Below are 12,883 nucleotides of genomic sequence, written 5' to 3'. Positions count from 1 at the left end.
ATAAGACTATGCTACGGGTACCACAGCTCGCTTTCCTGTTGCCTCCTATACCGTTCAGCCGGTGTACGAAGCTATAGCAAAGCGATTAACGTTAATCATACAGAAGCCATAATCAGCAGATAGCTATCACAATTGACGGAATAAGATAGGACTCGACTCGTGAGCTTGAGGCTGATCGGCATTTTCTACAGTAACCGCAATGGCTTCTATTTGAGTCTGATCGCGAAATACAGCTGGTAATATAATCTCCTCGATTTGATTGCCTGCCTCGTCTACCCTAAAGACGGCTGTCAGAATAGCATTCTTAGCATCTTTGGTCGCTGGCGTATCTTCGGGTATGACTGTCCATAGTGCATATACCTGGTCTTCGGACAGTACGGGTAGCCCTCTCGCCTCTAGATCTGCTGTTAGGCGATCGCTATTGACTGAAATTTCGACAGAACTAGTTTGTTCATCTACCGTTGCATTTTCTGTTGTATCCAAAGAGTATGTGACTAGTTCAGCAGCATCATCTGTTTGTTCAAGAGCAGCTTTCTCAGACTCGAGCGTTTCAACAGCCTGGCGCAGACTGTAGTTTTGCGATCCTAAGTAGAGGCTGAGTGCAGCTAGGAATCCGCTGACTAAAAGCAAAATCTTTCTTTGAAACTTTACTGCTGTTCGAGATGAGTTGGTAGGATTTGCGGACTCTGTATTACCAACCGCTAGGCCTGTAGATACTGAGTCAGGCGAGGAGAGGGGCTGATCTTCTGCTTGCGACTGAGGAGTTGAGGTTTGAATAGACTGCTCTACTGCCGCTAGAACAGATGCCTTTAAAGCAGGTGGTGGGGTTATCTCTGGGTTATAGACGGCATCCAAAGAGTTTTGTAGTTCTATAAGTTCTTGTTGAACCGTTGGATCACTAGACAATAGTTGCTCGAACGCCTGGCTTTCTTCTGCATCGAGATCGCCTAGAATGTATCCGGCTAGCAAAAGCTGTTGTTCAGATGGAGTTGGGGTATTCATTGATCTATCCTTCCCTCCATATTCTCTGTCTGTTCATCCTCTTTTGTAGTAGCCAAAATATCTCGGAGCCGAAGTAGACCGCGCCGAGTTCTGGCTTTAACAGTGCCTAGAGGAATACTCAGACGTGAAGCAATATCCGATTGAGTAAGTCCGTCATAGTAGGCTAGCTGCAAGGCCTGCCTTTGGGCGTCGGAAAGCTGAGAGAGCGCCGCCATAACAGTTTCAGCCTGTTCATTTTCTAGAACATTCTGAGTAGCCGGGTCGATATTCGCTCGAGAAGAGGCCGTATAATCTGACCGTAACTTTTGTTGAGAACGACTGGCAGACTGACGCGATCGCAAACGATCTAGAGCCCGTGATCGCGTTAGCACGCTTAAGAAAGTTCGCAACGATCCCCGTGCAGGATCATATGTCTTGCTTTGCACTAATTTTATAAAAACATCCTGAGTCAAATCTTCTGCTTCTTGAGGATTGATTAGCATCTTTAGACTGATGCCATAAACTAGGCCAGCATGACGGTCGTACAGCTGGCCCAAAGCTGCATTTTCACCAGCACACAAAGCTTGCCACAGTGCAGAGTCAGCCTGAGGACTGTGTTCATGCTGATTAGGAGAGGCAGAATCCATGTATGAGCAAGAAGAAGCGGGATGTCTCAAGTGGAAACATCCTATACTACCTTCGCTCAGTTGAATAGCCATACAGACGTACCTGTCCGTTAAAGATAGACAGATGCGCTGGAAAGTCAAACAAATGATGCACATCAATAGTACGTATAGAGATATCAGGTTGGATGCATGCGCTAATCAACAACGTGCGCGAATCAATCTATAATGCGTATATGCGAAGATAAGCTATACGCGAAGATAAATTATTTGCATATAGATTGCCCACGTATAAGGGTGTATCTGATTGCAAGAACAGGCGCAAGCAGCAATATTCATGCTGCATAGCCCAAAATAACCTTCTTATAAAGAGACAACTCACTTCTCTTTTTTGGGAATCGCAACAGACCTATTAGGTAGGTAATTGGAACTGCTTTGAACGGCAGCTTTTACCACCTTTTTCTATCACTGTTGATGACAACACTTATCCACACAACAATAGGATATAGACAGACTATAGTCATTTGGCTTAGCACGTTTATTGCCTAACGTCTCTAACAAACGAATAGCTCAAACCACTAACGCATGTAGCGATGTAAGAAAGTGCAGAATAAAACCCGAAACTTAGTCACAGCCAGTGCTAGATACAAGGCAATAGCTCACTTAGGCAATAGCGCATATTTGCATACCGCTATATTTGATGATATGAGTCTCGAAGGGTAAGTCTTAAGAGACCGCCAAAGGTGATATCCCTGGCTCATTTATCTATTGTCACTCACGTGTTGTTGGTCTTCGACCAAAATAAGTTCGCCAGGGAGCTGAAGTTTCATGAGGTTCAATGCCTGCTGGCTTCCTACAGTGGCTAATAGACGGCTACCGTTAAAAATACCCCAGCGGCCGGAAGAGAGCTGAGTCGCTTTAAACATCATCATTTTAACCAGGTTGTATTTATGTGAAATATATTGCGGTATTGATAGGTGTTCATGCCTATTCCGCAAGACATGGCTTAGCGTTTCTTTAGGAATATATACTATTATGAATACTTAATTTACATAAATTTATACCGGACACTAAGGTGTGTGCAAATTGAGTGCACAAATTTGAGAAAGTACCTCTGTGTTCACCTCAGCTTGGTTGTTTATCTGGGGCCGCAAAGGCAGATCGAATCAAGCCCTGTTCAACACAACCACTGTTCGACAATGTCGTGAAATTCGAGAGCGAGTTCGTCATAGAAGAAGTGGCCAGCATCTTCGATCTCAACTAGGCAGAGCCGATCGTTCAGCGTATTGACGTAGCGGCCCCAGTCGATGGGAATGACGCGATCGCATTTTCCCCATAACAGCAGCGTCGGCACTTGCACTTTTTCGACCATCTCTTGTGTAAGGGGGCTGAAGCTATCCGATGTTCGGGATTTGACTAAGTAGCAAAACATGCGAGCTGCCCCTCGGTCTCTAGTTGGCCTTAAAAACCCTTCTACTAGGCCACTATCTACTTTGTGAGGACGTTGAGCGATCGCTCGTAAGGCTAAGCGAATCAACCAAGGTTGACGAATCAGATGAAACAGCGGTCTGATCAACAGGGGTGATGCGAACCACCTTTCTACAGCCGCTCCAATTCGAGAAGCAGAACCCCCTAGCTCTTGCCTAGCAGCAGGCAGTGTTAGCATGACTAGCCTATCAACTTGGTTAGGATAGGTTGTGGCAGTTTGCAGCGCAACGAGTGCACCTAACGAATGTCCCGTTAAAATCATTGGCCTACCTAAGAAGGTTTCCCAGAAATCAGCAACTTGTTGAGTCCATAGTGCCGTATTAACGGTATGAGCAATTTTTTCAGAGCCGCCAAAGCCAACAAGATCTAGCGCGTATACAGGGCGATCGCGTGCCAGCTCAAGCAAATTTTCGCGCCACTGCTCCAAACTAGAGCCCGCGCCATGCAGCAGCAGAAATGGCGGATTATCTGAGCTGTCTGAATGTGTCGCTGATCCAACGACGTGGGTATAGCGAACTCGCCAGCCGCGCCAGTACCAGATCCGCTGTTCTCCAAGATGATCGCCGCAATTGAATAGACTTGAACCCATTGTTTAACTTTACTCCCTACCCGCGATCACTCATGCTATAAACCGACATGTATGTAGGAGAAACCCCATGGACCCCGTTAAGCTAATGAAACAAGAAGTCGGTCGCGCTGCGGCTGCCCAAGTCAAGTCTGGCACAATCGTCGGACTAGGGACTGGCTCGACGACCGCCTATGCTATTCAGTTTATTGGCGAGCGCATTGCCTCTGGGGAACTGACAGATATTAAAGGCATTCCAACTTCTTTTCAGGCCTCCGTACTAGCCAAGCAACATGGCATTCCCCTAACGACTTTAGATGAAGTAGATCATATTGACATTGCCATCGACGGTGCAGACGAGGTGGATCCTCAAATGAACCTAATCAAAGGCGGTGGGGCGGCGCACACTAGAGAGAAAGTGGTTGATGGATTAGCTGAGCGGTTCGTGGTTGTGGTGGATAGCTCTAAACTAAGTGACAAAATTGGGACGATTTTTGCGCTGCCAGTAGAAGTATTACCCATGGCCGTTTCGCCAGTGACTAGAGCACTAGAAAAGCTAGGCGGCAAAGTAGAGATGCGAATGGGTATTCAAAAAGATGGTCCGGTGATTACAGACCAAGGCAATATGGTACTAGATGTTAGATTTGGTGGCATCGATAATCCAGCTGAGATGGAAGTTACTATCAACAATATTCCGGGCGTATTAGAAAACGGATTGTTTGTAGGGCTAGCGAGTGAAGTGCTAGTGGGTGAAGTGAAGGACGGTGAAGCCACGGTTCGGAGTATGTAAGTTGGCGCATCGATCTAATCGTAGGCCTGATCACCATGAATCTAATCGCTACAAATCCAACCGCTATAGACGTTGGGTAGGATGTGTCATCGTCATCTTCAGTTTGGCGATAGTTGTTCACGGCACGCTCTTTCCATACGAGTTTGATTTTTCTGGCGTTGGTATAGAGACAGCCCAAGCGCGGTTAGCAGGCTTGTTTCAAAAGCCGTCGCTAGACCGCGCGTTTTGGGTTGATGCGTTCCAGAATATTCTCTTTTTTATGCCGCTTGGATTCGGTCTAGGATACTTGTGGAAGGAACACAGCTACGCCTGGCATCGATCTGGCCAGGTACTTAACCAACAGTCTGTCAGCCCAGAGCGTAACTACCGGCGTAACCAACATACGATTTTTATACGGTTGCTGGTATTTAGCTTTTGCGTATCGTTGGGGGTAGAGCTGTTACAGCTATTCGCTCCCTCTCGAAACACTTCTGTGTACGATCTGCTATCTAATACAGTTGGCGGCGTACTAGGCGGATGGCTGATAGTTTATGCTCGGCAGTGGCGAAAGGGACTGTCTCTACCGTTAGTAAGGGCAGCGATCGCGCTATGCCTACTGGCTTTTCTGTTGTTTTTTCCGCATCACGCCACATCGCTACAGTCTTGGGAAGAGTTCTACTATCTGACGGTTGGTAATGAGGTATCGGGGGGTCGTCCTTGGCGAGGAGAGATCAGCAGCCTTTCGCTATCTGACCGGGTAGCTTCTGAGCGAGAGATTGAATCTTTCTTAGAAAAAGGAACCCCGATGGCAAGCACGGTGGGCAACTATCGATTCGCTCAAGGAGAAATTGTGCGATCGCCTCAATCTCTGCCGCTGCTCGTATGGAAAAGCTCATCGGCACCTACTAGCAATCAGCGCGAAAGTGTTTCTGTTAGTCCTAAACGCTGGCTCATTACCAAAACGGCTCCTAGCGAGCTAACTGCAGCATTAAAGCGGAACGATGCATTTACCCTCACTGCTCAAGTAAGCTCCACCAAAGTTGAGCAGTTTGGCCCGGCAAGAATTATCTCCCTTTCACTGAATAACCACGATCGAAACTTTACTCTAGGCCAAAACGGCTCGGCCCTGATATTTCAGCTAGCCACGGCTTGGACAGGACGTAATGGCATCTGGCCAGAGTTTGTCATTCCAGGCGTGTTTGAGTCAGAGGATATTTTGATTCCTCGCAATGTGGTCGTCACCTACCAAAATCCGCTTCTTACGGTTTATGTCGATGATCTATCACAGGTTCATCAGCTCAATCTTTCTCCTAGACGAACCTGGCTATGGACAGGACTAAACATCTTTCGAGCTACTAAGACGAAGTACTGGCAAGTCCGGGCAGATGCCTCTACGCCATCTCAGCTATCTAGTGCTATCTATTGGGCAATCTGTTTCTTTCTGCTAGCAATTCTGATTCACGCATTCAGCTCGCTTTGGCAGTCAATAAAAAGAAGATCTTCTTAATTGGCTAGATAGCTTAGATTCCCTTCTACCACCACTAAACGGTAACTAACTCCGCTGGCTCATAGCGCAGCTGCTGTTGCTTAAGATGCTGCATGGCTTCATAGTTTCCCGTAACGCTGCACTCGAGCATACTGAAGTAGTTTCTCAGTTCTATGCTGTCGGCTTCTTGCAAAAGCTGGTCGCGATTGTGAACATATCGTTCTACTGTCGAATTGCGAATTCTGGTGACTTCTTGAAGACTCTTTTCCCAACTAAGCAATGACTCTTCTTTCAACACTTTGACTAGGTTCAGCGCTGTCGGCTCTGTCCGTTCAGATTGCCAGGAACAGATATCGTTATCGAGATAAGCAATTTTGGCAGCAAGTTGCTCTAAGAACAGTAGCTGTGATCTTTGTAGGGGGTGAAACCGTAGCTCGTCTATTTTCTCTGATAGCTTGAGTAGAGCTAGATAAGGAAATAGGGCGATCGCATCAGGCCGATACTGGTAATACCCTTCTAGGCTAAAGTCACTTGGTGAACGGCTGATACGTTCTCTTTCCCACTGTTGCGCAGCGATATAGTTGAGAAGATGCTGTCGGAATGAATCGCTGTTCATTTGGGCGCGTCCAGATAATCTATCAGCAAAATCGAGCAATTCGATCAACGCATTTTCTGAATTGGTTTCTGGTGATCTTAGTCCCTTGATGATTGATTGAAAGCGTTCTAAATAACAGTTGTTGTCCTTGTCAGCTTGATCATCTATGAAGAAGGAGAGCGTCGTAAACATGCATATCGCGTTGAGTCCTTGGAAGGAGATATCTGGCGGACTGCAGAAGCGCATAAAAAGGCCGATGATTTTGGTGTAGCGCTCTACCTTTCTAAAGAGCTGATGGCGACTGATATAGTCGGCTATAAACGAGTGTAGATAGAGACACTTGTCGGCAGGTTGCTCGAAGCGAGCGAACTGATAGCTAAAGGGTTGAGCTGTTTTCATGATTTGCGCTTCAATGGCAATTAGAGAGTTGATCGGAGCTAACTCTCATTTCATCCGAAAGACACCTGAGATCATGACTGAGTTTGTATGACTTATGACTGAGTTTCAAGAAATGATTGAGTAAGATGCGATCAGAGCGTTGGTCGATTGAGCGCTTGCGTCCATAATTTTAGAGCCGGGTACAGCTAAGGATAATCATGCTCCGATCTTTGAAAGTTGATAGTCGCTGTATTCAAACAGTCAAGGAAGCTCTAAAGAGTAACGGCCTATTCAATCAGCGGGCGTTGTCAGAAGACTTAGGAATGGCGCTTTCGACAATCAGCCGGTTTTTGAATGGTAAGCCAGTTGACTATGGAACATTCTTGGAGATATGCGATCGCCTTAGTCTCGATTGGCGCGTCGTTGCGGACTCTTCTCCAACCCAAGATCTCGATCTTACTCAAGCTCTTGATCTCAGTTCTGCCCCTGCGCTGCTAGATCCAAGCTCTACGCCTATTCAGGACTGGGGAGAGGCTATCGATATTGACTTATTCTGCGGCCGCGAGGCTGAGCTAAGCCTGTTGAAAGAGACTATTTTGACTGAAAGATGTCGACTAGTCATGCTTTTGGGAATTGGCGGAGTTGGCAAAACCTATCTGGCAACTAAGTTAGCGCAGGCAATTTGCTCTGAATTTGATGCCGTTATCTGGCGTTCTGTGCGTAACGCTCCGCCATTGGAAGCATTGCTTCAAGATTTGGTCCCGTTTTTGTCTTGGCAACAGGATATGACACCAACGGTAGATCGTTTGCTGCATTGGCTACGTACTCACCGATGTCTACTGATTTTAGACAATATGGAAACCATCTTGAGTAATGACCAATCTGGTCAGTATCGAGCTGGGTACGAAAACTATGGTAATCTCCTGCGACAGATTGGACAGACGCAGCATTCAAGCTGTTTGCTGATTACCGGACGCGAGAAGCCGACCGATATTGGCATTTTAGAAAGTAACCGTTTAGTGACGCGCTCTATTGTGTTACGTGGCTCGTCAGCAGCAGCTACAGCAATGATTAAAGCAAAGAAACTGATTGGCTCATCTGAAAGTATTCGACAGCTTAGCCAATATTACGACAACAACCCCCTGGTTCTTAGGCTAGTCAGCACCTCTATCCAATCACTGTTTGAGGGAGATATCGAGCGTTTTCTAGAAGAGGAAGTATTCGTTTTCAACAGTCTTAGACGCTTACTGGATCAACAATTCGAGCGCCTATCCTCTTTAGAACAGACCATTCTCTATTGGCTAGCAATCAACCGAGAGTGGACAACGGTTGCCGAACTACAAGACGATATCTGGCCGTCGGTATCTCGCTCTGATATCTTTGAGGCGCTTGAGTCGCTGAGCTGGCGATCGCTGATCGAAACCCGCTCAGGGCAGTGCACTCAGCAACCTGTGATTATGGAATACGTCACAGAGCGGTTAATTCAAACCGTTTATGAAAACTTAGAAACGCTTGGAATGCATGAGGGAAGTGACGAAAATACACCACTTAGCTTGAATGTCTCGGCGATGAAGAATTCACTGCTGTTGTGTACTCATGCCCTATCTAAGACCACAACTAAAGACTACGTAAGAGCCAGCCAACAGCGGATGAATTTAACGCCTCTAGCAGATAAAATTCGTTCTACGTTGATTCAGCAGCAGTTCATTTCTAGCGCTATCCAAACGGTTCTATCTAACCTTAAACAAATTTTGTCGGGCTACGGCGCAGGCAATATCTTGAACCTTGCTCGCTCGCTGAGTATTGACCTTTCAAACTACGACTTTTCAAAGTTAGCTATCTGGCAAGCCGATCTCGTAGATACAATGCTCAACGGTGTGAACTTTACAGCGGCAAACTTCCGCCACTGTCAGTTCAACGGGACCTTTGGCGGGGTCACTACGGTAGCCTTGAGTCCAGATAATACCCTGATGGCGCTAGCTGACCATCTTGGAAACATTCATCTCTGGCAGCTCGAAGACAATCAGTACTTACGAACGTTTAGGGGACATACCGATTGGGTCTATTCTGTGGCTTTTTCACCCGATGGACAGTATTTAGTTAGTGGAAGTGGCGATAGTCACCTTAAACTCTGGGCAATTAGTAACAGCGTCTGCATCAAAACCTTTAAAGGACATAGCCAACTAGCAATGTCCGCTGTATTCTCTCCAGATGGTCAACAGATTGCTAGTGGCAGTAGCGATCAGACCATTAAACTATGGGATTTGCAGAGTGGGCAGTGTCAAAGAACGTTGGTTGGTCATACTGGAGCCCTTAGAAACGTTGTCTTTTCAGAGGATGGCCGAACGCTGGCTAGCGGTAGCATCGACCAAACGATTAGATTTTGGGACCGGCAAAGCGGCCATTGCTTCAAGACGATAGAAAGCCCTAATCATGGCATATGGGAAATCGATTTTAGCCCAAACGGGCAGCTGTTAGTCAGTGGAGGAAACGACCAAACAGTCAGGATTTGGAATGTCCAAACGGGGGCATGTATTAGAACACTAACGGGCCATCAAAACTCTGTATGGACAGTGGCTTTTGATCCGAGTGGGAACAGAATCGTCAGTGGTAGCTACGATGGTGTCATCAAAATCTGGAATGTTCATTCTGGTGAGTGTGAGAAATCCTTATTGGGTCATACTAGCTGGATGTGGTCGGTAGTCTTTTCAAAAGATGGAAAAACGCTCTATAGCAGTAATCAAGACCGCACTGTGCGCATCTGGAATGCTCAAACGGGTTATTGTCTAAGAACGCTCTCGGGCTATACCAACACAATCTGGTCTTTAGCCTTTTCTGCTAATGAGAAAACGTTAGCTAGCGGCAGTCATGATAAAAATATTCGGCTGTGGAATCTGGTGGGAACAGATCTGGCCGAAGGATCTGTGGCTGAGCAGAAATGTAGCCAGACTATCCCTCAGAACAGTCCGGTCTTGGATTTAAGTTTTTTTCCCAATAGTGAGTTTTTGGCTAGCGCCGGTGGCATTGCGGCAGCAGAACTCAATGTCTGGGATCTAAACAGTCAAAGGCTACTAAGAAAGTTAGAAGGCCATAGCAGTGTTGTACGTGCGGTCGCTATTCATCCTGATGGTGACCGAATAGCTAGCGCTGGTGCAGATCGGGTTATCAAGCTTTGGAGTCTCAAGAACGGTCTATGCCTCAAGACGTTAGCCGGGCACAAAGATTTAATTTGGACGCTGAGATTTTCTCATGATGGAACTATGCTGGCTTCGGCGGGGCTAGAGGGCGCTGTCAAACTGTGGGATTTTGAGGGTGGAACATGTCTTAAAACGCTAGAAGGTCATAAGGATCAAACAGTTGCTATTGCTTTTAGCAAAGATGACAGGCTGCTTGGCAGTGTAAGCGTAGATACCACTATCAAGCTGTGGAACCTACAGACAGATCAGTGCGATCGCACCTTAACTGGACATACAGCCCCAGTCGTAGCGATCGCGTTTTCGCCGACTCAACCTGTGGTGGCTAGCGGCAGCTTTGATGGCAGCATCAAGATTTGGGATATGGACAGCGGACAGTGCATCCGAACGCTACAAGAGCATTCTCAGACAGTTTCGACTTTAGACTTCAGCCCAAACGGAAAGATCCTGGCAAGCGGTGGGGAAGATAGCGTAATCAGGCTCTGGGATACACAGTCATGGCAGTGCGGCCAAACGATACCATTGCCTGGACCCTATGAAGGGATGAATATCTCCGGGGCTACTGGCTTATCAGAAGCCCAGAAGCTGGCTCTAAAAACATTAGGTGCTGCTATCAATTAGCTAAAAACGTTGCACTGATGTAAACGTTGGCAGGTGCGCTCGTTCCTACGACGCAGGCCAAAAAATAGATAGGAAGCTGTAGCGATTCAAAGATTTCTAAAAGCTTCTGGGTGCCAATAGTGGCTCCGCTTTCTACCCCGACAGTAGCCTCAGGATTGCCGCAATCTTCGGAACCATAGCCAGATTTTATAAAGCGAATAGAAGAGACAGTGAATGAATCCGGTACCTGTATTGACTGTAGAATTCCTTGGCCTGAGAGCTGGCCTACATAAGGAATGTGGCCCTGATAGGGAGTATGCTTTTTCAGCAGAATAGTTCTAGTTATCCCTTCGGGCGTCTCATTGGGTGCCTCATTGGGTGTCTCATCAGGCACCTCGGGCTGAATATTCATCAACTCGATGATTGATATTGGTGGGAGGAGTGAATTTTGAGCAGCGATGTTTCTAACGCTGAGTGGAAAATCCTGTCCATCGATAGCGGGAGACGATTTTAGACTGGTCATTGAAATACCTCTTTGTGATGATTGTTTGCAACTTGAAAAGATTCAATTCCTACTCGAATAAGATCAATATTGTTGCTGGAAACAGTATTACTAAAAGTTGTCAGAAAAGATGCTTAGGAACTGGTTGGCTTTGTCGAATCGACGTATGATCCAAGACCCAACAAAGCCTTTGCCAAACGAGATTTACTGCAACGCAATCAAGATAGGAATCAAGCCAGTACCAGAAGGCATTGGCGAGAGCGCTTTACCAATCACCGTGCCGAATGCCTGCAATGGATCCCCTGCTTTCATCGCATGACCGGGCAGCGAGGATGTTGTTAGCAAATCGCCAACTTCAATAGGCGTTTCTTCGGCGGTTACTTTACAGTAAACCTTGCCCATCAGCGCCAGCGGCATCCTAATACCTTCTGTGTTGCGCGTTGCCTGCCGATCTAGAACAATTCCTGGCTTGTACTGTCCGGCTCCTGAGATAACGCCTGCTACCTTCTTATCGTAGGCATCAGTGCATTCTTTCAACTTTCCGACTGCGTCAATCACCATCACCGTACCGGGATCCATTTCTTCTAGTAGATCGAACTCTTCAGCGCAGTCAGCATTGGCCAGAATGATATCGCCCGTTTCACCATTGAGATGAATGGTTTCTTTGCTGCCGCTGTTTTGAACTTTGATGTGGCCTGGGTTACCCTGCTCTCCAATTACCAGCGCGGCTTTTTCAGCCTTGTAGTAAAAAACTGTTCGATTTTGGTCATCTTTGATCTTCAGCTCACCTCCGTTGCCCGTTCCTCCGAGCTGCATGTGGGCGCTGTTAGCATCGACAATTAGCGTGTCTCGTGCTTGCTTGTCCATGAGCCTTAGCTCACCATCTTGACCCGAAAAATCAAAAGCTGAAGTTGTCTCATTAGGCTCGTTTCTGACCGGTCCCTCACCTGCTATACGAGACCTATCTCTGATCGGCCCTTCACCTGCTTTGCGAGAATGACCTATACGCATACTGGCGCTGCGAGTATTGATCCGAAGAACATCTCGGTTGTCACTATCTCGCAACCACAGAACCCCGTTTTGTCCGTTGAAATCGAAAGCCTTCTGATTTTGAGCGTCCTTAACGACCAGTCTACCGTCCTTGACGACCAGATCGGCTTTGTCGACCTTCACTTCTCGGAGAGAACCACTGGTGGTGAGAAGCGGAGCGTTTTGGTCGTCCCTGATAACCAAATCTCCAATTAGACTAATCTTGCTGGGTTTATCTTCACGGCCTAGGGCAAGGCCGTTGGTTTCCGTGTATCCAAGGCCAGTTTTCCCCTCCCTATCGTAGAGCCGTATGTGCGCTCCACTTCCAGAGTTTTGTCCTCCCAGTTCTAGCAATGAAGTACTGCTACTAAACTCAAATGTTTTCTGATTAGTTTCATCGCGAATGGCAAGCTCTGTAGCACCGCCATCCTCACGGACTTCAACAACAGCATTGTTATTTTCGTCTCGAATGATGAAGTCTCCTCGATTGTTGTTACCGCCGATCTCTAATGCAGCGGCATTACCATTTATAGAGACAGTTGTATCGCCCGCGTCATTACGAACTTCGACAGTTCCTTGAAATGTTTCTGACATGGTTAGATTCTCCTAATATGAATTTATCTAGAAAAGGCTTGAGCTATTTCAACTGAGAGCTTGAATCGGTTGCGATCCC

9 protein-coding genes are annotated in these 12,883 nt (G+C 46.8%); 3 read left to right on the top strand and 6 right to left on the bottom strand.

What is annotated here, in order from left to right; translation table 11 throughout:
- Positions 1-126 precede the first annotated feature (126 nt).
- The 3 genes from S7335_RS16300 to S7335_RS16290 all read right to left on the bottom strand — a co-directional run bounded on the left by S7335_RS16300 (position 127) and on the right by S7335_RS16290 (position 3,681).
- The gene (locus tag S7335_RS16300; protein WP_006455668.1) at positions 127-1,002 is read right to left on the bottom strand and encodes an anti-sigma factor domain-containing protein; all 876 of its coding nucleotides are present in this window, start codon (positions 1,000-1,002) and stop codon (positions 127-129) included.
- Positions 999-1,628: a sigma-70 family RNA polymerase sigma factor gene (locus S7335_RS16295; RefSeq protein ID WP_006453459.1), complete on the bottom strand. Its 630-nt coding sequence runs from the start codon at positions 1,626-1,628 to the stop codon at positions 999-1,001. The genes S7335_RS16300 and S7335_RS16295 overlap by 4 nt, the downstream gene beginning before the upstream one ends.
- A gap of 1,153 nt (positions 1,629-2,781) precedes the next feature.
- Complete coding sequence (locus S7335_RS16290) at positions 2,782-3,681, bottom strand: alpha/beta fold hydrolase (protein WP_006454880.1); 900 nt, start codon at positions 3,679-3,681, stop codon at positions 2,782-2,784.
- Positions 3,682-3,748: 67 nt separating this feature from the next.
- Between S7335_RS16290 and rpiA the strand changes: the two genes are divergently transcribed.
- Together rpiA and S7335_RS16280 are read left to right on the top strand one after the other, a co-directional pair.
- Entirely contained in the window at positions 3,749-4,447 is a 699-nt protein-coding gene (gene rpiA / locus S7335_RS16285) for a ribose-5-phosphate isomerase RpiA (RefSeq protein WP_006455162.1), read from the top strand.
- Position 4,448: 1 nt separating this feature from the next.
- Positions 4,449-5,933: a VanZ family protein gene (locus tag S7335_RS16280; protein WP_038016410.1), complete on the top strand. Its 1,485-nt coding sequence runs from the start codon at positions 4,449-4,451 to the stop codon at positions 5,931-5,933.
- A 34-nt stretch (positions 5,934-5,967) separates the two neighbouring features.
- On the opposite strand, the gene S7335_RS16275 is transcribed toward S7335_RS16280, so the two are convergent.
- Complete coding sequence (locus tag S7335_RS16275; RefSeq protein WP_006456872.1) at positions 5,968-6,906, bottom strand: hypothetical protein; 939 nt, start codon at positions 6,904-6,906, stop codon at positions 5,968-5,970.
- Between the two features lie 197 nt (positions 6,907-7,103).
- On the opposite strand from S7335_RS16275, the gene S7335_RS16270 reads away from it, so the two are divergent.
- Positions 7,104-10,700 (top strand): NB-ARC domain-containing protein, encoded by a 3,597-nt coding sequence (locus S7335_RS16270; protein WP_038016407.1) that lies wholly within the window; start codon positions 7,104-7,106, stop codon positions 10,698-10,700.
- Here S7335_RS16270 and S7335_RS16265 read toward each other — a convergent pair.
- Entirely contained in the window at positions 10,693-11,202 is a 510-nt protein-coding gene (locus tag S7335_RS16265) for a hypothetical protein (protein ID WP_038016401.1), read from the bottom strand. The genes S7335_RS16270 and S7335_RS16265 overlap by 8 nt on opposite strands.
- A 183-nt stretch (positions 11,203-11,385) precedes the next feature.
- Complete coding sequence (locus tag S7335_RS26115; protein WP_006455062.1) at positions 11,386-12,804, bottom strand: hypothetical protein; 1,419 nt, start codon at positions 12,802-12,804, stop codon at positions 11,386-11,388.
- Positions 12,805-12,883: the final 79 nt, after the last annotated feature.

The sequence above is a fragment of the Synechococcus sp. PCC 7335 genome, from assembly GCF_000155595.1.
In the GTDB taxonomy this organism is placed as follows: domain Bacteria; phylum Cyanobacteriota; class Cyanobacteriia; order Phormidesmidales; family Phormidesmidaceae; genus Phormidesmis.
This window is presented reverse-complemented; position numbering and strand designations above follow the sequence as displayed.